This is a genomic window from Oxalobacteraceae bacterium OTU3CAMAD1 (genome assembly GCA_024123915.1).
GTDB lineage: Bacteria > Pseudomonadota > Gammaproteobacteria > Burkholderiales > Burkholderiaceae_D > Rugamonas.
Window position 1 is genome coordinate 2,401,185 of record CP099650.1, and the last position, 23,402, is coordinate 2,424,586.

Here is a 23,402-nt window from a genome sequence, read left to right on the forward strand (position 1 = left end):
TCAGTGGCAAAACAATATCGCTGTTTCAGGAGTAATTTCGAATTCTTTGCGGCAATTTTGCGACAGAAAAGGCATACCCGACCATGCCCAGCCCGGCCAGCAGCATCACGTACGTCTGCGGCTCAGGTACTGGTGGTGGTAAGACTAAGAAATCCGGCGCCACAACGGACCCCAAATAAAAGGCGTCAAGTGGTGGCCGGCCGCCTTGGTAATCAGGCGCGAAGAGCATATAGGTAATGGGTACCGGGTTGGCGGCGGGCGGTGCATCCGTGGTGAAAGAAAAACCCGACACCGCATTTGTATCGTCAGAGCCGATGAGTCCCCAGCCAAAGTAGGTGACGGGAGGAAAAAGGTCGTCATGGTTTGGATTGACCCCGACGTAGGTATTGAAATTCCACGCACCGGGACTGTTGAACGAGATCGGGTGCAAGTCAAAGGTTGCGCCGTTACTTTTTACTAGTATCAATACCTCCTCCACCGGGTAGTCCGATGCCGAGAGTTCGTAGCTGTAAGTGTAGAGGCCGTTCTCAAAGCTGACGGTACCCTTGAGGTCTGCCGCCGAGGCGCCCATCAAGGTGAAAAAGGCGAGTATTGCGAACATGCGTTTCATGAAATTTCTCCAGGCAATGGTTGAACGATGTGCGACACGGGCGCTCCGTCCAAGCTTGCCAGGGAAGCGCAGTTCGACTATACATTGAATATAAAATTACAATATAAGAAGAGTCCTGATCTGCTGAGGGGCGTCGTGCCATCGCCCTCAAACCGGCGCCGCGCGCCGAGGCCGACAACCGGCTTCCACAGCCTCGTCACGCGCGGTCGATTCGGCCGGCGTAGCAACCCTGCTTGGCGTTGTGGACATGGATATAGCTGACGTCAGGATTTCCAAAGAGTTTGACGATGACGGTCTCTATCCCGGTGCCCTGCACGACATCAGCGGCCAGCATCATGCCGCTGGCGTCATACCCGCGCAGTGACAGCAGCCGGATGCGCATCGATTGGGGGATTTGATTGACGGCGTCGTAAGCCTTCGTGGCCGCTTCCCGCACAAAAATTGCGTGGGAAGCGCGGTATGGCGTCATCGCTGGCTGACAGACATGATTCAGCAGCAGCACCGTCTCGCCGACTTCCGCTTCCACCATTTCGATACGGTCGGGAAAACCTGGCTTAGCGTCGACCACATAACGTCGGATGCCGAGGCTTTCCAGTTCGGCTTCCGGCAAGCCGAAGTAGGGTTGGAATGGTGTCGGCGACAGGCCGGTGATACGAAAATTCATGACGGACTCCTGGGTGATTAGAGTCGACATTAAACCGGCAACGGAACGCACAAAATATCCGATTCTTGCTCTGACATCGATTCACGGCAAACCGGCATTCGGTTCAGAAAAGTTCATCCAGTAGCAGGTGGAACTGCAGCTTGCGTTGATCGGGAGTGGGCAGGCCATACTGCAGGAACAGTCTTTCCCGCAGCGATGGGCCGAACTCGCCGAGGCAGTTCCACAGGATGGCAAGGTCCTGGTAGCGATCCGCGATACCGGCCCGCCCGACATCGATGCAGCCGACCACCTCGCCATCGTGGATGAGAAGATTATCAAGCGAATAATCGCCGTGGGTGACGACCGGATCGGGCGTGAGCGGCAAATGGCCCTGTATCGCCTCCCAGACTTGTTCGGGCGTCCAGCCCTCGCGTTCTTCATCGAAGTCGCTGGCATCGATCTGGCCCGCGTCGATGCGCCGCCGCGCAAGGCTAAGCCTGTAAGCATGATCGCTGTTGAATGGACATTCGGCCACCGGGATCGCGTGCAGCCTGCGCAGGAATGCCGCCAGCGCGTCGACAACGGCAGGACCTTGCTCGGGACTCGTTGCCAGCAGTTGGTAAGCCGTTTTTCCCTGCATGGCTGACATCAACAGCCATGCCTGATCGGGCGTGCGGACAAATTGCGCGACGGCGGGCACGGGGATGCGAACTCGCGCCAGCCAGCGCAGTCTCGTCATTTCGTCGGCGATGTCGTCGGCGATGGCGCCGCTGCCGTGCTTCAGGAAAAGGTCCGGCGACCGGTCCTTGCCATGAAGCCGGTAGACGGACCCGCCGGATTCGCCGATGGTATCGCGCGCCCATTGATAGCCCTCCAGTTCGTCGGAAATGGCTGTGGGGACGGGCGCGGCTGTACAGGCTCGTTCGCGTCTGGATTCACTCATCTGGTTTGTCCTTGTTTGAATTTTTCCTGTGCGCTTGGTTGCTGCGCGATCCGGTAACGAACCGCATCAACGATTCAATTGGCCCCTGCGGAAACTTCAGGCTCCACAAGCGGGCCGCGAGGGTTGAGGCGACGAGGAATTCTACCGAAAAGACGGTAGTCGCTGCAATACTTCGGGAGCCGTCCAGCGCGCCGACCGCTTCCAGCGTGCCCATGCCAAGAAGGATGTGGGCCAGGTAGAGCGTCAACGTCATGCGGCCGGCTGGAAGCAGGAATCTCCATGGTCCAGCCGTCCGGTTTGATGAGACCAGCAGGCACGCGCCAATGACGATGCTGGCGCTGCCCACGCCTGTCAGCAGGTAGGCAATGCCGGGAGGCATGGGCGATGTGTGCAATGTCCATGCGATCGCGCTGTGCCGGCCCAAGTGAAAAACCAGTTCTGCGAGCAGGCACAGGAATATGCCGCCGCATACCATGCCCAGTTGGACGCGAGCCAGATGGAGCGGCAAGTGGGCCATCAGCATGCCGGTGAGGAAAAAAACCAGCCAGGGCAGTACCGGATGAAAGCCGTTGAAGAGCAAATTGCGCACGAAGCCTTCGAGCGTCCAGAGCGAGTCGTAGGTGAGGGTGTTCCAATCCCAGCCTTCCCCGTAGTCGAAGGTCAGCAGCAAGTAAGTGGAGACGGTGGCAACCGCTACGATGCCGGTGGCCAGCGCCGTCCTTCCCGCCTTTAGCCATGGCAACGCGAGCATGAAATAGGCGGCGTAGTAGTGGATGATGTCGGCGGGGAAGACCAGAAGATTGAGCAGTCCTGCGACGAGCAGGAAGACCGCTCGTCGTGTTACCCAGCCGTATGCTTCCCACGTGCTTTTCGATGTGGTCGCCAATACCAGGCCCAGGCCGGCCAGGCTCACGAACGTCGCTGACGCCTTGCCTTCGAAAAAGTGGAAAAACGCTTCCAGCCATGGCGATCCTTGTGGCGGATGCATGGCCAGGCGGAAGTTGACCAGCATCATTCCACCGAGCGCGAGGAACCTGGCTAAGTCGAGCCCGTCCAGACGCTGATTCGTTGGCGCCGTCATATGCCGAGTAGCGCTTGCACCAGTTTCTTGTTGAGGGCCTCGTTGGGTTCAGCGTCGGACCGTGTGGGTCTGCGCATCAATACGCGGCGCATCGCCTCGTTTTCCACGGAGTCCAGAAGCAGTTGCGCCACTATGCCTGGCGGGACTTGTGGCGTGAATATGCGTTGTGCGTTGCCATCCTCGATCGCGGCTTTAAGGGCGGAAAGCGTACGCGCCTGGTTCTCCTCGAAAGCGGGCGCGAGCTCGGCGTTTCGCGCGATCTCGGCAAGACATTCAGCCGCCAGCACAGCCCACTCCCGTTGAGAGCAAAGCGCCGAGTATGCCCCAAGGAAATTTTCCACGCGGATGTTCGCCGCTGTGTTTTTATCGCGTAACGCTTTCAGGAGTGGGGCAAGCTCATCCTGCTCCTGAATCGCCACTTCGGCAATCAGCGATTCCTTGCCGGGGAAGTAGTTGTAGAGATTGCCGAGGCTGACCGAGGCCGCCTGGGCGATGTCGCGCATGCTGGCGGCGTGGAATCCCTTGTCGATGAAGCAGCCGATGGCGGCATTCACGATTGCTTCGCGGCGGTTTTCGAGCTGTATTTTGGTGGTCATTCAGGGATAATGAACGAACGTTCGTTCAATGTCTAGGAAATTTTCCTACCTTCTGAGATGTCGCGCCGGCCTTTTCAGGCGACCGATAACTTTAGTTCCCGGCCCAGCGCCTTCATAGCGTCCTCAATGCGGTCTATGCGCGTTGTGTGCTTGAGGTCGATGAGACGGTTGACCTCTTGCCGTGTCGTATCCATACGGCGCGCTAGCTCTGACGGAATGACGTTCTGCTCTAGCATCTGATTGAGCAGCAGGACTTTAACGGCCACGCTTGCCGGAAGCGGGATGAGTCGTTCGCCGGGCATTGGTTTGGAGGGTAGCGGCACCTGACGCTTTTGCTCGAAATAGAAGTCCATCGACAGCAAGAGGGCGTCTTTTGCCATATCGATTGCCTCGGCTTCGTCGTCGCCTTGCGTGATGGCTTCCGGAATGTCGCGGAATGTCACTACGAAGCCTCCAGTATCCGAGTCGAAGATTGCAGGGTAATTCATTTAAAGCTCCTATAGCTAAGCTTCTGGCGGCGTGATCGGGTTGTGAACATTCGAGCTTTCGTCACTTAAGTTTCAGTCGCTTTTTTACTCCTTCAACAAGCGACATTTTGAGTTCTTTAGCAGGATGTCTTGGCAAGAGGGTCATTTCTCCGTTGAGATAGACCTTTAGGTGTTTTGTGCCTTGCTCGAAGGTCGCGCCGTGCTTGGTCAGCCAGCGGACAAATTCGCTTTGCTTCACGATGAGCCTTTTAATGTAATCAAAATTGATTGCAATCGCAAGTCGTTTGGGCGTTTATTTGATGATCCTCATGTGCCGGGTTTTGGCGAGGAGCAAGCGTTCAAGGTATGGCCGAGATACATGTTGCGCCGGCGTGGTGGTGAGCGCGTTGACTGATATCAGGACAGTGACGTCTGCCGTTGCACTAGCGAACAATCGACAGCATGCGTTATGCTGCGCGGCATGTAAGAACATCGGGATTCAAGGTAAGGCTTATGTCAAAAGAGAAAAATCCGGCGGCCGGCGGCCAAGTGGTGGCGCCGGCGCGGATCAGCCCGCGCTCGCCGCCGCCGTTGGAGGCGTCGAGGCCCGCGTCGCCGGAAGAGGCCGCCGCCAAAAGACAGGCGCGCGAAGATAGGGATGCGCAGGTTCGCGGCGTCACGTCCATCCAGGAGATGCGTGACGCGATACGCAGCGCCGCACGCGCGCTGCCGGCGATCTCCGAAGTGCCGCGCGTGCGCGCGCTCGATGCGGCCGCGTTCCGCGCGCGCGCCGCGCAAGGCCTGCCATTCCTGATCACCGGCATCGTCAACCGCTGGCCGCTATGCGCACTGTCGCCGCAGACGCTGCGCGATCGCTACAGCGAGGTACAGGTGCGCGCGCGGGTGGGGGACTATATCAATACCGCGTTCGCCGCAGACCGCGCGATGCAGGATATGTCGATGGGCGAATACCTCGATCTGGTCGCCGTCGAAACGCAGGACCTGCCGCCTTATCTGGGCAATCTGGAACTGCGTGAATTGAACAACATGTGCCATTGGCCGACCTATTTCGACAAAATGGGACCGCCCCGTTTCTGGATTGGCCCCGCCCGCACGGTGACGCCGCTGCATTGCGACTACGACGATAATATCTTCGCGCAGATATGGGGCACCAAGCGAATTTTCCTGTCGCCGCCCCATCACGACGAGTTCCTGTACCCGAACGAGGCCAACGCCATCCTGTTCGGCTCTCCGTTCGATCCCGAGGCGCCCGATTTCGACCGGTTCCCGCTGGCGCGCCAGGCGACCATGATCGAATGCGTCGTCAATCCCGGCGACATGCTGTACGTGCCGGCCGGCTGGTACCACCAAGTCCGCGCGCTGACGTTCTCGCTGTCCTCGAACCGGTGGGCCAGGTCGATGCCGTTCGCCTTGTATGGCGACGCATCCTTGCGGCGAGGCGACCGGTAACTATCGTTGACAACACGTTGACACCCAAAATAAGAGGGTGATATATTCGTGTTTGTGATTTGGTAACGTTTCCAATCGCGTGCGGTGCGCCGGGCCACTTCGGCGTTCAAGGAGACTGGATGTTCAAGCAAGGCAGGACATTGGAACGGGCGCTGGCCGCCGGAGCGGCGACTTTGATGGCGGCGGGTTTGATGGCGCCGATGGCGTGCATCGCGGCGCCGGCGGGACCGAAGGCGGAAGTGATGCACTGGTGGACCTCGAGCAGCGAGTCGGCCGCCGTGCGCAAATTCGCCGACGCCTATCGCGCCGCCGGCGGCGTCTGGGCCGATACGGCGGTCGCCGGCGCGGACCAGGCCAAGTCCGTGGCGATCAACCGCATCGTCGGGGGCAATCCGCCGACGGCCGCGCAGTTCAACACCACCAAACAATTCCGCGACCTGATCGACCAGGGCTCGCTCAACAACGTCGACGATATCGCGCTGCGCGACAAATGGGACCAGCTGATGCCGGCGCCGATACTGGACGTCATCAAGGTCAACGGACACTTTTACGCGGCGCCGGTCGACATCCACATGTCGACCTGGATATGGTATTCGAAGGCCGCGTTCAAAAAAGCGGGCATCGTCAAGGAGCCGGCCACGCCGGACGAACTGTTCGCCGCGCTCGACAAACTCAAGGCGGCCGGCGTGGTCGGCCTGGCGCACGGCGGCCAGCCGTGGCAGGAGAACATCCTGTTCCAGGCCATGCTGGCCAACATCGGCGGCAAGGCACTGTACCTGTCGGTGCTGCGCGACCGCTCGCCGCAGGCGATCAATTCCGAGGCGTTTAAAAAAGTGCTGCTGGCCTTCAAGCGGCTGCAGACCTATGTCGATCCCGGTTCGCCCAACCGCAACTGGAACGACGCCACCGCCATGGTGGTCGGCGGCAGGGCGGGGGTGCAGATCATGGGCGACTGGGCCAAGGGCGAATTCGCCGCCGCCAAACAAACCGCCGGCAAGGACTTCGGCTGCATCGCCGGTCTCGGTCCGAACGTGCCTTACCTGATCCAGGGCGACGCCTTCGTCTTCCCGAAGACGAAGAATCCGGAGACGGTCAAGGCGCAAAAGCTATTGGCGACGACGATGCTGGCGCCGGCCGCGCAACTGGAATTCAACAAGCTGAAAGGCTCGCTGCCCATCCTTAGCAACGCCGACACCTCGTCCATGGACATGTGCGCGCAGGCCGGCATGGCCATCATGAAGGACAAGTCGCGCCAGGTCGGCATGATCGAGGTGCACCTGACGCCGGACCAGAACGGCGCGCTGCAGGACGTGCTGACCACTTATTGGAACACCCGCATGCCCGTTGAGAAGGTGCAGAAGAGTATCGTGTCGGCGTTGCAGGACTAATCGGTCTGGCTTGTCACCGTCCGGGGCGATGCGGTATGCTGACCGCCGCATAGACTCAACCGATGAGGGAACAGGTGGCAACAATCAAAGACGTCGCCCGGCTGGCGGGGGTGGGGCTGGGCACCGCCTCGCGCGTGGTCAGCGGCAGGGGATCGGTGTCCAGGGCGACGATCGAGAAGGTGCAAAAGGCCATCGTGGAGCTGGATTTTCGGCCTTCGCACGCGGCGCGCTCGTTGCTGTCCGGTAGTTCGCAGATGATCGGCGTCTACATCCCTTACCTGAGCGGGACGTTTTATACGCCGATCCTGCAGTCGATTTACACGGCGCTGCGCGCGTCGGGGTTGAACATGGTGGTCGCTTTCGGCGTCGGCGACGGCAACGAGCGGCAGCAGGCGATCGACGGCGTGAATTTTTTGATCGAGCGCGGGAGCGACGGTTTGCTCGTCATGAGCAATTCGCTGGAAGATGATGATTTCGCGGCGCTCGGACCGTTCCAGTCGCGCGTGGCGGTGATCAACCACCGCCACGCCGGTATCGCCGAGCAGTGCTTCACGGTCGACCACAAGGCCGGCGGGCGGCTGGCTGCGCGCACGCTGCTGGACCAGAAGCACCGCAAGATCGCCGTCATCGCCGGACGCGCCAGCGCGCCCGACAATCAGGAGCGCATCGCCGGTTTCATGGCGGAGCTGGACGATGCGGGCATCGACAGCAGTAAAGTATGGGTGGACGACGGCAACTTCACGCCCGAAGGCGGCTGGAAGTGCGCCGAGCGGCTGCTGGCGTCGGGCAGGGAATTCACGGCGGTGTTTTGCGCCAACGACGAGATGGCGGTCGGCGCCTTGTCCTTCTTCCAGCAGGCGGGTGTCGCGGTGCCGGAGCAAGTGTCGGTGCTCGGTTATGACGACACGCACAGCGCGGAATTCACGGCGCCGCGCCTGACCAGCGTCCATATACCGTGGAGCGAGATGACCATGAACGGCTTGAATTACCTGCTGAACCGGTGCTACGAGACGGATCGCCCGGTCAAGCGAAAATACAAGCTGCACGTGACGGAGCGCGCCTCGCTGGCAAAAGCTCCTTCGCGCAAAAGCGCTAAATAACGGAGTGCGCGCCGGCCGCGCGCTCTTTTTTTGTAGTATATTGGAAACGATTCCATTTTCGGAGACGCACCATCATCATGACTTCCACCGACTTGACCAAGGCGATAAGCCGTTCGGATTTCGCTGGCGACTTCCTGTGGGGCGTGTCGACGTCCGCCTACCAGATCGAAGGCGCGCCCGACGTCGGCGGCCGCGTGCCGTCGATCTGGGACACCTTCAGCGCGACGCCGGGCAAGGTGCGCGACGGCGCTAGCGGCGCGGTCGCTTGCGACCACTATCACCGCTGGGAGGAGGATCTGGATCTGGCGCGGGCCATGGGCCTGAACTCCTACCGTTTTTCGATCGCGTGGACGCGCATCTTCAATGGCGTGGACGAACAACCGAATCCCGAGGGGCTGGCGTTTTATTCGCGCCTGGTGGACGGCATGCTGGCGCGCGGCCTGCAGCCGTGGTGCACGCTGTACCACTGGGACTTGCCGCAGTATCTGCAGGACCGGGGCGGCTGGGCGCACCGCGCCACCATCGACGCCTATCTGCGATACGTCGACGTGATGACCCAACACCTGGGTGACCGCGTCGAACATTGGATGACCCACAACGAGCCTTGGTGCACGGCCATGCACGGCAACTGGGACGGCATGCATGCGCCTGGCAACAAAAGCCTGCCGCTGGCGCTTCAGGTCTGCCACAACGTGCTGGTGTCGCACGGCCTGGCCGTGCCGATCATCCGCGCCAACGTGCCGGATGCGAAAGTGGGCATCGCATTGAGCCTGCACCCGATCAAGCCGGCCGGCGACAGCGCCGCCGACCAGGAGGCGGTGGTGCGCCACGACGCGCTGCGCAACCGCTGGTTCCTCGATGTGCTGTATGGCCGCGGCTATCCCGAGCTGGCATTGCAACTGGTGGGCGGGGACGCGCCGGTGGTGCTGCCCGGCGATATGGAAGCCATTGCCGTCCCCTGCGATTTCCTCGGGGTGAACTACTACTTCCCGGAAGTGGTCACCGACGCGCCCGACCAGTATCCACTGCGCACCGCCATCGTCCACCCGCAGGATCGGGAGCGTACCGACTTTGGTTGGGAGGTGTCGCCGCAAGGGCTGGTCGACCTGCTGGCGCGCGTGGTGCGCGAGTATCCGACCGGCGATGTGTATGTGACCGAGAACGGCTCATCCTACGACGATCATGTGGATGCCGACGGCGCCGTCGACGACACGGCGCGGCGCGATTACCTGATCCGCCATCTGATGGCGGTGCGCGACGCGGTCGCCGCCGGGGCGAATATCAAAGGCTATTTCGCCTGGAGCTTGCTGGACAACTTCGAATGGTCGGAGGGCTATCTGCGCCGCTTCGGCCTGACCTATGTCGACTATCCGACGCAGCGCCGCATCGTCAAGCAAAGCGGAAGGTGGTACAGCGCCTTCGTGCGCGGCCAGAACCAACAATAAATCGATCACGGAGACTTACCCAGAATGAAAACACGTCATAACCACATCCTGCGCCGCGCCGTCCTGGCCTCCATGCTGGCGCTGGGCACCCACGCCATCGCCGCAGCTCCAGCTACTGCTGCAACCCCGCTCACCGACTGGCCGCGCGTTGCCAGCGCCGTCAAGCAGGACAAGGCGATGGAGGCGCGCATCGCCGGCATCGTCGCGGGCATGACTTTGGCGCAAAAAGTCGGCCAGATGACGCAGCCCGAGATCAAGTTCATCACGCCCGGGCAGGTGCGGGAGTTCTACATCGGTTCAGTCCTCAATGGCGGCGGCAGTTGGCCGCAGGGGAACAAGTACGCCACCGCCGCCGACTGGGTCAAGCTGGCTGACGCCTACTACGACGCGTCGATGGGCACGGACATGAAGGTCAAGGTCCCGGTCATCTGGGGCATCGACGCCATGCACGGCAACAGCAATATGTATGGCGCTACGCTGTTCCCGCACAATATCGGTCTCGGTGCCGCGCGCGACAAAAAACTGGTCGAGCAGATGGCGCGCTCGGTCGCCAGGGCGGTGCGCGCCACCGGGATCGACTGGGTATTCGCGCCGACGCTGGCGGTGGTGCGCGACGATCGCTGGGGGCGTACCTATGAGAGCTTCTCGGAAGATCCTGCCATCGTCAGGGACTATGCGGGCGCCTACGTCAAGGGCCTGCAGGGCGACTTGAAAGGCGATGGCACCGTGGTCGCCACCGCCAAGCATTTCGTCGGCGACGGCGGCACCGCCGAGGGCAAGGATCGTGGCGTCAACCAGGCCACCAAGGCCGACATGATCAACATCCACGCGCTGGGCTACTATCCGGCACTCGAAGCCGGCGTGCAGACGGTCATGGCCTCCTTCAACAGCTGGAACGATGTCGAGGGCGGCGCCGATCATGGCAAGATGCACGGCAGTAAAGCGCTGCTGACCGACGCGCTGAAAACCAGGATGGGTTTCGATGGCCTGATCGTCAGCGACTGGAACGGCATCGCCGAGGTGCCGGGCTGCGCCGAGGACAGCTGCGCGCAGTCGATCAACGCCGGCGTCGATATGATGATGGTGCCGGAGCGCTGGAAAACCTTCATCACCAATACCATCGCCCAGGTGGAGAAGGGCGAAATCCCGATGTCGCGCATCGACGACGCGGTGACCCGCATCCTGCGGGTGAAGCTGCGCGCAGGTCTGTTCGACGGCAAGAAGCCATCGCAAAACCGCTACGCCGGCAAGCAGGAGGCGTTGCAGGACCGCGCGCTGGCGCGCCAGGCGGTGCGCGAATCGCTGGTGCTGCTGAAGAATAACGGCGGCGTGTTGCCGCTGGCGCGGGGCAAAAAGATCCTTGTCGTCGGCAAGAGCGCCGACAGCATGGCCAACCAGTCGGGCGGCTGGTCGCTGACCTGGCAGGGAACGGACAACAAGAACAGCGACTATCCGATCGGCGACACCATCCTCGCCGGCATTCGCGATGCCGCCGGCAAGGACAACGTCACCTTCAGCGAGAACGCCTCCGGCGTCGATGTGGGCAAGTTCGACGCCGTCATCGCCGTCATCGGCGAGACGCCTTACGCGGAGGGCGACGGCGACATCGGTCCATCGGGCACGCTGCGCCTGTCCGGCCGCCATCCGGAGGATCTGGCCGTGCTGAAGGCGGTGGCGGACAAGGGCAAGCCGGTGGTGACGGTGCTGGTGACCGGCCGCCCGCTGTACGCCAACGACATCCTCAACCTGTCTGACAGCTTCGTCTCGGCCTGGCTGCCGGGCACCGAGGGCAAGGGCGTGTCCGATGTCCTGTTCCGCAAGGCGGACGGCGAGGTCAACGCGGACTTCCGCGGCAAACTGTCGTTCTCGTGGCCCAAGTCGGCCTGCCAGTCGCCGCTCAACGTCGGCGACGCCGGCTACGATCCGTTGTTCAAATATGGCTATGGCCTTACCTACGCCGCCAAGGCCAGCCAGGCATCCCTGCCGATGCTCGACGCGAGCTTCTCGCAGGGCGGCTGCGGCAAGAGCACCGCGATGCCGGTGTATAGCCCCGCCGACCGCGCCACGTATGGACTCTACGTGGAAAGCGGCGGCCGGAGGACGGCGCTGGGCGCGGACCTGAACGCGGTGTTCAATCTGCCCACGGTGAAGGTGGAGACGGCCCAGATCAACACACAACAGGATGCAAAAAGGCTAACTTGGTCCGGTCCTGCTAAACTGTCGGCGCAATCCGGCAAGGCCATGCCGATTCCCGCGATCGCCGGCACCGACGGCGCGCTGCAATTCGATACCATCGTCACCGGCGCCCCACAAGGGAAGGCCGGGATCTGGATGGAAAACGTGGAACTCGACGCCAGCGCCGTGTTCCAGCGCATGGCCGGCAAGGGCAAACAGACGGTGAAGATACCGCTGTCGTGCTTTGGCGCCAAAGGACTGAAACCCGACGCGTTGTCCACGCCGTTCGCCGTATCGGCGGACGGTCCGTTCGCGGCCACTTTCGCCAACATCCAGATCGTTGGCGGCGCGGCCAAGGACAAGGAGGCGTCGGCATGTGGGGATTTTAAGTAAAAACCAAATAAAACAGAAAGAGCTAGCATGGAACCATTATCGAAAGCTGCCGGAGCGCCGGGCAGCCCGTCGCAGGCCAAGGGCAACACAGGTCCCCTGATCATCATCACGATCCTGTTCTTCATGTGGGGTCTGCTGACGGCGTTGAACGACGTCCTGATCCCGCACTTGAAGTCGATTTACACGTTGACCTATGTGCAGGCGATGCTGGTGCAGTTCTGCTTCTTCGGCGCCTACTTCATCGTCTCCCTGCCCGCCGGTGCGCTGATCAAGCGAATCGGCTACCAGAACGGCGCCGTTGCCGGCCTGACCATCGCTGCCGCCGGCTGCGCGCTGTTCTACCCGGCGTCGACCAGCGGTTATGCGCTGTTCCTGCTGGCGTTCTTCATTCTGGCGGGTGGCATCACCATCCTGCAGGTGGCGGCCAATCCCTACGTGACCATCCTGGGCGACCCGCAGACGGCATCGAGCCGCCTGACCTTGACCCAGGCCTTCAACTCGCTGGGCACCACGGTGGCGCCTACCCTGGGCGGTATGCTGATATTGGCCGGTGGCGTGATGAGCACCGCCGATCTGGCCAAGCTGCCGGCAGACCAGGTGGCAGCGTACTACGCCAACCAGGCGGCCAGCGTGCAAGGTCCGTATCTGGCGCTGGCTGGCGCGCTGCTGGTGCTGGCGATCCTGTTTGCGATGGCGCGTCTGCCGAAGATCGTCGACGCCGAACAACCGGCCGCCCAGGCGACTGGCGGCGGCTGGAAAGAAGTACTGCAACACCGCCATCTGGTGCTGGGCGTGATCGGTATCTTCCTGTATGTGGGCGCGGAAGTGTGCGTCGGCAGCTTCCTGATCAACTTCATCGGCGAGCCGCACATCGCCGGCCTGCCGGAACACCAGGCGGCGCCTTACGTCAGCTACTTCTGGGGCGGCGCCATGGTGGGCCGCTTCATCGGCTTCGCGGTCATGCGCTCCGTCAGCCCGGGCAAGGCCCTGGCCTTCAACTCGGCCGCCGCGTTCGCGCTGCTGCTGGTGGCGATTTTCGGCAGCGGTCATACCGCGATGTGGGCGCTGCTGGGCGTTGGCCTGTTCAACTCCATCATGTTCCCGACCATCTTCTCGATGGCGCTGAACAAACTGGGACCGTTGACGGGGCAGGGCTCCGGCTTGCTGTGCATGGCGATCGTCGGCGGCGCGCTGGTGCCGTTCGCGCAAGGCTTCCTGGCCGATACCGTCAACCTGCAGATCTCGTTCGTCGTGCCTGCGGCGTGCTACGTCTTCGTGCTGTACTTCGGCTTGAAGTACGCTGGCATGTATGCCGATGGCGGGGACAAACCGGCCGCGCGGGCCGGGCACTAAAAGTAACTTCGGAACCACGTAGGGCGGATTAGGCGGAACGCCGTAATCGGCCATGCATGCGCCGTCGATGCGCATACATGGCCGATTACGCTTCGCTAATCCGCCCTACGTGTTTTCGTTGTATACCTTGCGGGACGTTGGAGTATTACAGGAAGCGGTCGAGGATTTTTCTGCCGTGCTTGTCGAGCTCGCGCACGTCGCGGATCAGGTAGTGGATGCCGTGGATGTCCGAGATGAGTAGCGTGTCCACCGTCAGGCGGCGGATGTCTTCCTCGCCGCGCAGGACGAATTCGGTGTCGCCACGGTCCGTCTCCACCGTCCAGGTGCATGGCGTGGCGAAGCCCGAGACGTCAACGATGCGCGAAATCTCCGGCATGAATTCACGGCCCGCCAACTCTTCCCGCACCAGGTCTCCGATCTCTTTCGGCAGGTCTTCGATGCGGTCGATCCAGGCCACTTCCTTGCCGTCGCCGCTGACCAGCGCGATGCCGTCCTCCGGCGCCTGCACCGGGAAGGCGCGCACCGCCGCCACGCCTTCGTGGACGTCGCCTTCGCAGGTAGTCAGCACCAGGCGGCCGAAGGGATTGCGTACCAGTTCAAATTTTGTCGTCGTCATGTGATTCTCAGTTGCTTCCCTGGTTATTCCTTGCTGCCGCTGTCGTCCATGTCGGTGTCGACATTGCGGGCTTGCGCCTGATACAGGCGGTAGTAGGCGCCTTCGCGTTCCATCAGCACGTCGTGCGAACCTTCCTCCACAACCACGCCGCGATCCAGCACCACCAGGCGGTCGGCCTTCTGCAAGGTCGACAGGCGGTGGGCGATGGCGATCGTGGTCCGGCCCTTCACCAGGTTTTCCAGCGCGCGCTGGATTTCTTTTTCGGTCTCGGAGTCGACCGAGGACGTGGCTTCGTCGAGGATCAGGATCTTCGGATCGATCAGCAGCGCGCGGGCGATCGAGATGCGTTGACGCTCGCCGCCGGACAACCCTTGCCCACGCTCGCCGACCATCGAGTCGTAACCCTGCGGCAGGCGCAGGATGAATTCGTGCGCGTGCGCGGCGCGGGCTGCGGCGATGATTTCCTCGCGCGTGGCGTCCGGCTTGCCGTAGGCGAGGTTCTCGGCGATGGTGCCGAAGAACAGGAAAGGCTCCTGCAGCACCAGGCCGATGTTGCGGCGGTAGTCCGACACCGCGAACGAGCGGATGTCGACGCCGTCGAGCATGATGGCGCCTTCCGAGACGTCGTAGAAACGGCAGATCAAGTTGACCAGGGTCGATTTGCCGGAGCCCGAGTGGCCGACCAGGCCGACCATCTCGCCTGCCTTGATATCGAGGCTGATGCCGCGGTTGACGGCGCGGTTACCGTAGCGGAAACCGACTTCGCGCAAGGTGATGTTGCCATCGACCTTGGCCAGCTTGACCGGGTTGACAGGTTCCGGCACCGACGACACGTGATCGAGGATGTCGAAGATGCGCTTGGCGGCCGACGCCGATTTCTGCGTGACCGAGACGATACGGCTCATCGAGTCGAGACGGCCGTAGAAGCGGCTGGAGTAGGCGATGAACGCCGACAGCACACCGACCGTGATGTTGCCCTTCGAGACCTGGTAAATGCCGAACACCCAGATCACCAGCAGACCGAGTTCGGTCAGGAACGACACCGTCGGCGAGAACAGCGACCAGATTTTATTCAGTTTGTCGTTGACGGCCAGGTTGTGCTGGTTGGCGGTGCGGAAGCGCGACGCTTCGCGCGATTCCTGCGCGAAGGCCTTGACCACGCGGATGCCGGGGATGGTATCGGCCAGCACGTTGGTCACTTCGCCCCATACGCGGTCGATCTTTTCAAAGCCCATGCGCAGGCGGTCGCGCACCACGTGGATCAACCAGGCGATGAACGGCAGCGGCAGCAGGGTGAAGATCGCCAGCCACGGGTCGATCGAGAACAGGATCACGCCGGTCATGATGATCATCAGGCAGTCGGACGCGAAGTCGAGCAAGTGCAGCGACAGGAACACGCAGATCCTGTCGCTCTCGCTGCCGATGCGCGACATCAGGTCGCCCGTGCGCTTGCCGCCGAAGTATTCCAGCGACAGGCGCAGAAGGTGGTCGTAGGTTTCGGTGCGCAGGTCGGCGCCGATGCGCTCCGACACCAGCGCCAGCACGTAGGTCTTGGCCCAGCCCAGTATCCACGCCATCACCGCCGAGGCGACCAGGCCGGACATGTACAGCGCCACCATCGAGGTGTCGACCGGTTTGCCGTTCTGGTAGGGGATCAGCACATTGTCCATCAACGGGATGGTCAGGTAGGGCGGGATCATGTGTGCGCCGGTGCTGAGCAACATCAGCGAGAATCCCAGCGCGAGCTGGAATTTGTACGGCTTGGCGAAGCGCCACAGACGGAACAAGGTCCACGTCGACGGCGGGGTGTAAATCACCTTGGTGCAGACCGGGCATTCCTCCTGGTCCGGCTCCAGCGGCGCCTTGCAGCTCGGGCAGATGCTTTTTTCTTCGACGAGGACCGGCACGCCGGTGGCGTGGCTGTCCAGGTGCGCGGAGAAGGCCTCCACCAGGCGGATCGCGTTGAGGTTCTGGCCCAGGGTGAAGCGCCAGGCCGCCAGACGGCCGCTTTTGCCGATCAACTCCAGATGGCCGACGCCGGCGTGGTCGTGGTGCTTCAGGGTCAGGTCATGCGAAAACGGCCACGATTGCCACTGTTCCTGGCCCGGCGAACGCGCCAGCAGGCGGGTGGCGGTGACCACGATGACGCCCTTGGCGAAACGAAGTTGCTGATCCAGGTCAACCTCCAGGGCACTTACAACGTTTTCCTCTTTGGAAAGCTGTGCCTGTATCTCGGAGCGCCAGCGTTCAGGAAGATCGCCGAGGCTGGATACGTTGGAAAGTTGTTGGGTTGTCATCGTGCGGCTTACTCCGGGTCGAAAAAATGGTGAAACTAGCATCGGTACTCTACAACAATCGCTTTGCCAATAAGGTGTTGCGGCTGGTATAAGTAATTATTTACGGTATTCTGTCAGTGCATCAACAGTCGAGTCGGACGTTTGACTCGCACCATAAAAAAACCGGGCTTTTTGTACTGGCGGCAAGTATAACGCACAGACATAGGGCTCGGTGGACATGATGAACTTGGTCAAACATACGGGTGGGCCAAACAGGATTTGGCGGCAAGCGGTGGTACGGGTTTAAAATACGGCGCAGGCTGGCCACGGCTGATAACAAAGACACAAGAATAGAAACATGACCAAGAAGAAAGACATTGAAGTCCTCCGCGTAACCCATTTGCGCGGTCCCAACATCTGGACCTATCGCCCCGTCATCGAGGCGTGGCTGGATATTGGCGAACTGGAAAAATACCCGTCCAATTTGTTGCCTGGATTGTATGAACGCCTCACCGCGATCCTGCCGGGCCTGATCGTGCACCGCTGCGGCGTGGGCGAGGTCGGCGGCTTCCTCGAGCGGCTGCGCGACGGCACTTACGCCGGCCACATCCTCGAACACGTGGTGCTGGAGTTGCAGAACCTGGCGGGCATGAAGACCGGTTTCGGCAAAACGCGCCAGATCGGCGAGGACACCGGCTTGTACAAGATGGCGTTCCGCACCCGCCAGGAGCAGGTCGGCCGCGCCGCGCTGGAGGCGGGCCGCGACCTGCTGATGGCGATGATCGAGGATCGTCCCTACGACCTGGCCGCCAAGGTCGCCGAACTGACCGACATGGTCGAGTCGTTGTGCCTGGGGCCGAGCACCGCCAACATCGTCGATGCCGCCACCGACCGCAAGATCCCGTCGATTCGTCTGACCGACGGCAATCTGGTGCAGTTGGGCCACGGCGCCGCGCAGCGCCGCATCTGGACCGCCGAAACCGAACAGACCAGCGCCATCGCCGAGGGCATCGCCAGCGACAAGGACCTCACCAAAAGCTTGCTGGCCTCGTGCGGCGTGCCGGTGCCGCAAGGTGAACTGGTCACCAGCGCCGAGGCGGCGTGGGAAGCGGCCGAGGACATCGGCGTGCCGGTGGTGGTCAAGCCGTACGACGGCAACCACGGACGCGGCGTCTCGCTCAACCTGATGACGCAGGCCGACGTCGTCGCCGCCTACGAGCTGGCGGCGCGCAAGGGCGGCAGCAAAAGCGTCATCGTCGAACGCTTCGTCCCCGGCGACGAACACCGCCTGCTGGTGGTCGGCAAGCGCCTCATCGCCGCCGCCGCCGGCGAATCGCTGTGGGTCACCGGCGACGGCAAATCGAACATCCTCGAGTTGTGCAACACGCAGATCAACACCGATCCGCGCCGCGGGGAGGTGGAGGACGCGCCGCTGGGCGTGGTCAAGCCGCACGAATCGGGCGAGATCATCCTGGAACTGGCGCGCCAGGGCATGACGTCGGAATCGGTGCCGCTGGACGGCCAGAAGGTGCTGATCCAGCCGAACGGCAACGTCGCCACCGACGTCACCGACAAAGTGCACCCGCAAGTGGCCGCGATGGCCACCCTGGCCGCGCGCGTGGTCGGCCTGGACATCGCCGGCATCGATCTGGTGGCGGCCGATATTTCGCGTCCGCTGCACGAGCAGGGCGGCGCCATCATCGAAGTCAACGCCAGTCCGGGCTTGCTGGCGCATCTAAAGCCGGCCAACGGCGAGCCGCGCAACGTCGGCGAAGCGATCGTCGACCACCTGTTCGCGCAGGAGGAAAGCGGCCGCATGCCGATCGTCGGCATCACGGGCAAGCACGGTACGACGATGGCTTCGCGCCTGATCGCCTGGCTGCTGCAAATCAGCGGCAGGAAGGTCGGCCTGACTTGCGCCGACGGCTTGTTCGTCAACGGCCGCCTGCTGCCGCGCGACGGCTTTAGCGACTGGGAAACCGGCGAACGCCTGCTGTTGAATAAAAACGTCGAGGCGGCGGTGTTCGAATCGAGCGCGCGCATGATCCTGACCGAGGGCCTGGCCTACGACAAATGCGCGGTCGGCGTGGTCACGGACGTCAGCGATTTCGAGGAACTGAGCGAGTTTTATATCGAGAGCGCCGACAAGCTGTATGGCGTGCTGCGCACCCAGGTCGATGTGATCCTGCCAAGCGGCGTGGCGGTGCTCAACGCCGCCGACGAGCAGGTGGTGGACATGGCCCGCCTGTGCGACGGCGAAGTGATTTTCTACGGCGTCGACGAGCACCTGGCGGCCATCGCTGCCCATCGCCAGGACAGCGAGCGCGTGGTGTTCCAAAGGGCAGATTGCATCGTCATGGCCCAGGGCCTCGACGAGGTGGCGAGCCTGCCGCTGTCGCCGCTGGTGCCGCCGGAAGCCGTGCTGGCCGCGATCGCCGCCGGCTGGGCGCTGGGACTGACGCCGGATTTGATCGGCGCCGGCCTGCGCACCTTCGATGCGAATCCGAAGCGCACCCATCACTGATAACTTCACTGAAAGAACACGAAGATTTATGGAAGTTAAACGCACCCGTGCCCTCCGCGGCCCCAATCTCTGGAGCCACCACACGGCGGTCGAAGTCATCGTCTCCTGTCCGCCGGAGGAGCAGTCGATCGCGCTGCTGCCAGGCTTCGAGCAGCGCCTGCACGCGCGCTTCCCGGCCATCGGCGCGCTGCGCACGACCGGCCGCGCCGACGACGTGCCGCTGGCCCGCGTGCTGGAAGTGGCGACCCTGAGCCTGCAGGCGCAAGCCGGCTGCCCGGTCACCTTCAGCCGCACCAGCGCCACGCTGGACGAGGGCATCTACCAGACCGTCGTCGAATACACCGAGGAGGCGGTCGGCCGCCTGGCCGTGACCCTGGCCGAAAATCTGATCAATTCGGCCTTGGCCGACACCCCGTTCGACCTGACCGGCGCGCTGAACGAACTGCGCGACCTCGATGAGGACGTGCGCCTTGGCCCGAGCACCGGCGCCATCGTCAGCGCCGCCGTCGCCCGCGACATCCCGATCCGCCGCCTGACCGAGGGCAGCATGGTGATGTTCGGCTGGGGCTCGAAACAGCGCCGCATCCAGGCCGCCGAGATGGACAGCACCAGCGCCATCGGCGAAGCGATCGCGCAGGACAAGGAACTGACCAAGAAGCTGCTGCACGCGGCCGGCGTGCCGGTGCCCATCGGCCGCTCGGTCGAGGATATCGAGGACGCCTGGGCCGCCGCGCAGGAGATCGGCCTGCCGGTGGTGGTCAAGCCGAAGGACGGCAACCAGGGCAAGGGCGTCACCGTCAACGTGATGACCAAGGAACAGCTGGCGCAGGCCTTCAACACGGCGCGCGAATTCCGCGACGACATCATGGTCGAGCGCTATCTGCCGGGCCACGATTTCCGCCTGCTTGTCATCGGCAACAAGCTGATCGCCGCCGCGCGCCGCGATCCGCCGCAAGTGGTCGGCGACGGCACCCACACCGTGCGTGAGCTGGTCAACATCGTCAACGCCGATCCGCGCCGCGGCAGCGGCCATTCGACCTCGCTGACCAAGATCCGCTTCGACGACATCGCCCTGGCGCGCCTGGCGCTGCAAGACCTGGACGCCGACTCCGTGCCGGCCAAGGGCCAGCGCGTCATCCTGCGCAACAACGCCAACCTGTCGACCGGCGGCACCGCCACCGACGTCACCGACGACGTGCACCCGGAAGTGGCGGCGCGCGCGGTCGAGGCGGCGCAGATGATCGGCCTCGATATCTGCGGCGTCGACGTGGTGTGCGAAGGCGTGCTGCAACCGTTCGACAACCAGCGCGGCGGCGTGGTGGAAGTGAACGCCGCCCCCGGCCTGCGCATGCACATCGCGCCATCGTACGGCAAGGGCCGCGCGGTTGGCGAGGCGATCGTCAACACCATGTTCGCGCCCGGTGAGAACGGCCGCATTCCCGTGGTCGCCGTCACCGGCACCAACGGCAAGACCACCACCGTGCGCTTGATCGCTCACCTGCTCACGGCCAGCGGCCTGCGCACCGGCATGACCAACACCGACGGCGTCTATATCGAAGGCCGCCAGACCGACAGCGGCGATTGCAGCGGTCCGCGCAGCGCGCGCAACGTGCTGCTGCATCCGGATGTCGACGCGGCGGTATTCGAAACCGCGCGTGGCGGCGTGCTGCGCGAAGGCCTGGCCTTCGACCGTTGCCAGGTGGCCGTGGTCACCAATATCGGCAGCGGCGACCACCTCGGTTTGAACTACATCACCACGGTCGAAGACCTGGCGGTGCTCAAGCGCGTGATCGTGCAGAACGTCTCCGAAAGCGGCTTCGCTGTGCTCAACGCGGTCGATCCCATCGTTGCCGGCATGGCCGCAACCTGCCGTGGCAAGGTGATTTTCTTCGGCGCCGATCGCGGTCATCCGGTCATCGCCACCCACCGCGCTCAGGGCAGCCGCACCGTGTACGTCGAAGACGGCCATATCGTCGCGGCGGAGGGCAAGCAGTTGAACAAGATCGCGCTGTCGCAGGTGCCGATCACCCGCAACGGCGCCATCGGCTTCCAGGTCGAAAACGTGATGGCCTCCGTGGCCGCCGCGTGGGGCGTGGGCATCTGCTGGGACGCGATCCGTCTCGGCCTGAAAACCTTCGCCAACGATTCGGACAACGCGCCGGGGCGTTTCAACGTGTTCGATTACAAGGGCGCGACCGTGATCGCCGACTACGGCCACAATCCGGACGCCATCCTGGCGCTGGTGCAGGCGGTGGAAACCATGCCGGCCAAGCGCCGTGGCGTGGTGATCTCGGGCGCCGGCGACCGCCGCGACCAGGACATCACGCAGCAGACCGAGATCCTCGGCCGCGCCTTCGACGATGTGATCCTGTACGAGGACCAGTGCCAGCGCGGGCGGGTCGACGGTGAAGTGGTGGCCCTGCTGCGCTCCGGCCTGGCCGGCGCGCCGCGCACCTCGCACGTGCAGGAGATCTACGGCGAGTTCCTGGCCATCGACACGGCGCTGTCGCGCCTGGGCGAGGGCGACTTGTGCCTGATCCTGATCGACCAGGTGGAAGACGCGCTGGCGCACATCGCCAAGCGCATCGCGGAAGCTGGCTGATTCTAGAGTCACGTAGGGCGGATTAGCGAAGCGTAATCGGCCATGCATGCCAAGTGGCGGCACATGCATGGCCGATTACGGCGTTCCGCCTAATCCGCCCTACGTGGTTCATTGCTCCAAGCTATCAAATTCATAGTTATTTATAGCTATGAACTATCGGACTGCCTCGTTACAATAGGCCCATACTATCAACGAGGAGCCAAAGCATGAGCCAGCCACCTATCACCACGGCATCGGGCATCCCGGTGGCCGACAACCAGAACTCGGTCAGCGCCGGCGGGCGCGGCCCCTTGCTGCTGCAGGACTTCCACCTGATCGAGAAGCTGCAGCACTTCAACCGCGAGCGCATTCCAGAGCGCGTGGTCCACGCCAAGGGCTCGGGCGCCTACGGCACCTTCACCGTCACCCACGACATCACCAAATTCACCAAGGCCAAGCTGTTCTCGGCCATCGGCAAGCAAACCGAAACCTTCGTGCGCTTCTCCACCGTCGGCGGCGAGAGAGGGAGCGCCGACACCGAACGCGATCCGCGCGGCTTCGCCATGCGCTTCTACACGGAAGAGGGCAACTGGGACCTGGTCGGCAACAACACGCCGATGTTCTTCATCAAGGACGGCATCAAGTTCCCGGATTTCATCCACACGCAAAAGCGCGACCCGCAGACCAACCTGAAGTCGCCGACGATGATGTTCGACTTCTGGAGCAAAACCCCTGAAAGCCTGCACCAGGTGACGATGCTGTTCTCGGACCGTGGCACGCCGGACGGCTACCGCCACATGGACGGTTTTGGCAGCCACACCTTCAGCCTGATCAACGACGCCGGCCAGCGTGTGTACTGCAAATGGCACCTGAAGACCAGGCAAGGCATCAAGAACCTGCCGGCCGCCGAAGCGAGCCGTATCGCCGGTGAAGATCCGGACTACGCGCAGCGCGACCTGTTCGGCGCCATCGCCGCCGGCGACTTCCCGCAGTGGGAAGTGAAGCTGCAAGTGGCCACCGAGGCCGAACTGGCCGCGTGGGAAGCGCGCACCGGCTGGAATCCGTTCGACCTCACCAAAGTCTGGCCGCACAAGGACTTCCCGCTGATTCCCGTGGGCCTGTTCGAGTTGAACCGCAATCCGCTGAACTACCACGCGGAAGTGGAGCAGGCGGCGTTGTCGCCGTCGAACGTGGTGCCTGGCCTGGGCTACTCGCCGGACAAGATGCTGCAGGCGCGTTTGTTCGCCTACCACGACGCCCAGTTGTATCGCGTCGGCACCAACCACCAGCACCTGCCGGTGAACGCGCCGCGCTGCCCGGTGCACAACCAGCAGCGTGACGGCGCGATGGCCATCGCCAACGGCGGTACGGCGCAGAACTACCAGCCGGTCGAATCGAACGGCAGCAATCCGCAAGGCCTGGGCCACGGCGAACCGGCGCTGGCGCTGGACGGCGGCGCGGCGCGCTATGACGGTCGCGGCAAAGAGGACGATTACACGCAGGCCGGTAATCTCTTCCGCCTGCTGCCGGCGGAGGAGAAGCTCAATCTGTTCAACAACATCGCGGGGCCGTTGAGCCAGGTGAACGCCGAGATTATCGCCCGTCAGTTGGGTCACTTCGACAAGGCCGATCCGGCGTACGGTGCGGGCGTGCGCGCGGCGCTCAAGGCCAAGGGCGTGAACGCCGACTGACCGGGCGCGCCGGCCTTCAACCCGCACGGCCAACCTGGGGTCGTACCCCA

At 62.9% G+C, this 23,402-nt stretch carries 18 protein-coding genes; 9 read left to right on the top strand and 9 right to left on the bottom strand.

The window, feature by feature from the left end:
* Positions 1 to 25 precede the first annotated feature (25 nt).
* The 7 genes from NHH88_10310 to NHH88_10340 form a co-directional block, all read right to left on the bottom strand.
* Positions 26 to 610 carry a PEP-CTERM sorting domain-containing protein gene (locus NHH88_10310; protein USX16143.1) on the bottom strand — a complete coding sequence of 195 codons (585 nt, stop codon included), beginning with the start codon at positions 608 to 610 and terminating at the stop codon, positions 26 to 28.
* 196 nt (positions 611 to 806) lie between these two features.
* A complete protein-coding gene (locus tag NHH88_10315; GenBank protein ID USX16144.1) occupies positions 807 to 1,274 on the bottom strand; it encodes a DUF1203 domain-containing protein in 468 nt (155 codons plus the stop codon).
* Positions 1,275 to 1,377: 103 nt separating this feature from the next.
* Complete coding sequence (locus tag NHH88_10320; protein ID USX16145.1) at positions 1,378 to 2,196, bottom strand: APH(3')-I family aminoglycoside O-phosphotransferase; 819 nt, start codon at positions 2,194 to 2,196, stop codon at positions 1,378 to 1,380.
* Positions 2,189 to 3,211 carry a DUF418 domain-containing protein gene (locus tag NHH88_10325; protein USX16146.1) on the bottom strand — a complete coding sequence of 341 codons (1,023 nt, stop codon included), beginning with the start codon at positions 3,209 to 3,211 and terminating at the stop codon, positions 2,189 to 2,191. The genes NHH88_10320 and NHH88_10325 overlap by 8 nt, the downstream gene beginning before the upstream one ends.
* 62 nt (positions 3,212 to 3,273) lie before the next feature.
* A complete protein-coding gene (locus tag NHH88_10330; GenBank protein USX16147.1) occupies positions 3,274 to 3,873 on the bottom strand; it encodes a TetR/AcrR family transcriptional regulator in 600 nt (199 codons plus the stop codon).
* A 74-nt stretch (positions 3,874 to 3,947) separates the two neighbouring features.
* Positions 3,948 to 4,361 (bottom strand): type II toxin-antitoxin system HicB family antitoxin, encoded by a 414-nt coding sequence (locus tag NHH88_10335; protein ID USX16148.1) that lies wholly within the window; start codon positions 4,359 to 4,361, stop codon positions 3,948 to 3,950.
* A 61-nt stretch (positions 4,362 to 4,422) separates the two neighbouring features.
* Positions 4,423 to 4,599 carry an mRNA interferase gene (locus tag NHH88_10340; GenBank protein ID USX16149.1) on the bottom strand — a complete coding sequence of 59 codons (177 nt, stop codon included), beginning with the start codon at positions 4,597 to 4,599 and terminating at the stop codon, positions 4,423 to 4,425.
* 254 nt (positions 4,600 to 4,853) lie between these two features.
* Between NHH88_10340 and NHH88_10345 the strand changes: the two genes are divergently transcribed.
* The 6 genes from NHH88_10345 to NHH88_10370 all read left to right on the top strand — a co-directional run bounded on the left by NHH88_10345 (position 4,854) and on the right by NHH88_10370 (position 13,664).
* Complete coding sequence (locus NHH88_10345) at positions 4,854 to 5,810, top strand: cupin-like domain-containing protein (protein ID USX16150.1); 957 nt, start codon at positions 4,854 to 4,856, stop codon at positions 5,808 to 5,810.
* 119 nt (positions 5,811 to 5,929) lie between these two features.
* Positions 5,930 to 7,198, top strand: a complete 1,269-nt coding sequence (locus NHH88_10350; GenBank protein ID USX16151.1) for an ABC transporter substrate-binding protein — start codon at positions 5,930 to 5,932, stop codon at positions 7,196 to 7,198.
* Positions 7,199 to 7,272: 74 nt separating this feature from the next.
* On the top strand, positions 7,273 to 8,298 hold the full coding sequence (locus NHH88_10355; GenBank protein USX16152.1) for a LacI family DNA-binding transcriptional regulator: 1,026 nt from the start codon (positions 7,273 to 7,275) through the stop codon (positions 8,296 to 8,298).
* A 77-nt stretch (positions 8,299 to 8,375) separates the two neighbouring features.
* The gene (locus NHH88_10360) at positions 8,376 to 9,743 is read left to right on the top strand and encodes a GH1 family beta-glucosidase (GenBank protein ID USX16153.1); all 1,368 of its coding nucleotides are present in this window, start codon (positions 8,376 to 8,378) and stop codon (positions 9,741 to 9,743) included.
* Between the two features lie 24 nt (positions 9,744 to 9,767).
* The gene (locus NHH88_10365; protein ID USX16154.1) at positions 9,768 to 12,311 is read left to right on the top strand and encodes a glycoside hydrolase family 3 C-terminal domain-containing protein; all 2,544 of its coding nucleotides are present in this window, start codon (positions 9,768 to 9,770) and stop codon (positions 12,309 to 12,311) included.
* A gap of 27 nt (positions 12,312 to 12,338) precedes the next feature.
* The gene (locus tag NHH88_10370; protein ID USX16155.1) at positions 12,339 to 13,664 is read left to right on the top strand and encodes a sugar MFS transporter; all 1,326 of its coding nucleotides are present in this window, start codon (positions 12,339 to 12,341) and stop codon (positions 13,662 to 13,664) included.
* 145 nt (positions 13,665 to 13,809) lie between these two features.
* On the opposite strand, the gene NHH88_10375 is transcribed toward NHH88_10370, so the two are convergent.
* Both NHH88_10375 and NHH88_10380 read right to left on the bottom strand, forming a co-directional pair.
* Positions 13,810 to 14,280, bottom strand: a complete 471-nt coding sequence (locus NHH88_10375; protein USX16156.1) for a DUF1854 domain-containing protein — start codon at positions 14,278 to 14,280, stop codon at positions 13,810 to 13,812.
* Between the two features lie 23 nt (positions 14,281 to 14,303).
* On the bottom strand, positions 14,304 to 16,577 hold the full coding sequence (locus tag NHH88_10380; protein USX16157.1) for an ABC transporter ATP-binding protein/permease: 2,274 nt from the start codon (positions 16,575 to 16,577) through the stop codon (positions 14,304 to 14,306).
* 337 nt (positions 16,578 to 16,914) lie between these two features.
* On the opposite strand from NHH88_10380, the gene cphA (NHH88_10385) reads away from it, so the two are divergent.
* The 3 genes from cphA (NHH88_10385) (at position 16,915) to NHH88_10395 (ending at position 23,352) form a co-directional block, all read left to right on the top strand.
* Positions 16,915 to 19,080 (top strand): cyanophycin synthetase, encoded by a 2,166-nt coding sequence (cphA, locus tag NHH88_10385; protein USX16158.1) that lies wholly within the window; start codon positions 16,915 to 16,917, stop codon positions 19,078 to 19,080.
* A gap of 28 nt (positions 19,081 to 19,108) precedes the next feature.
* Positions 19,109 to 21,682 (top strand): cyanophycin synthetase, encoded by a 2,574-nt coding sequence (gene cphA / locus NHH88_10390; protein USX16159.1) that lies wholly within the window; start codon positions 19,109 to 19,111, stop codon positions 21,680 to 21,682.
* Positions 21,683 to 21,888: 206 nt separating this feature from the next.
* The gene (locus tag NHH88_10395) at positions 21,889 to 23,352 is read left to right on the top strand and encodes a catalase (protein USX16160.1); all 1,464 of its coding nucleotides are present in this window, start codon (positions 21,889 to 21,891) and stop codon (positions 23,350 to 23,352) included.
* Positions 23,353 to 23,402 lie beyond the last annotated feature (50 nt).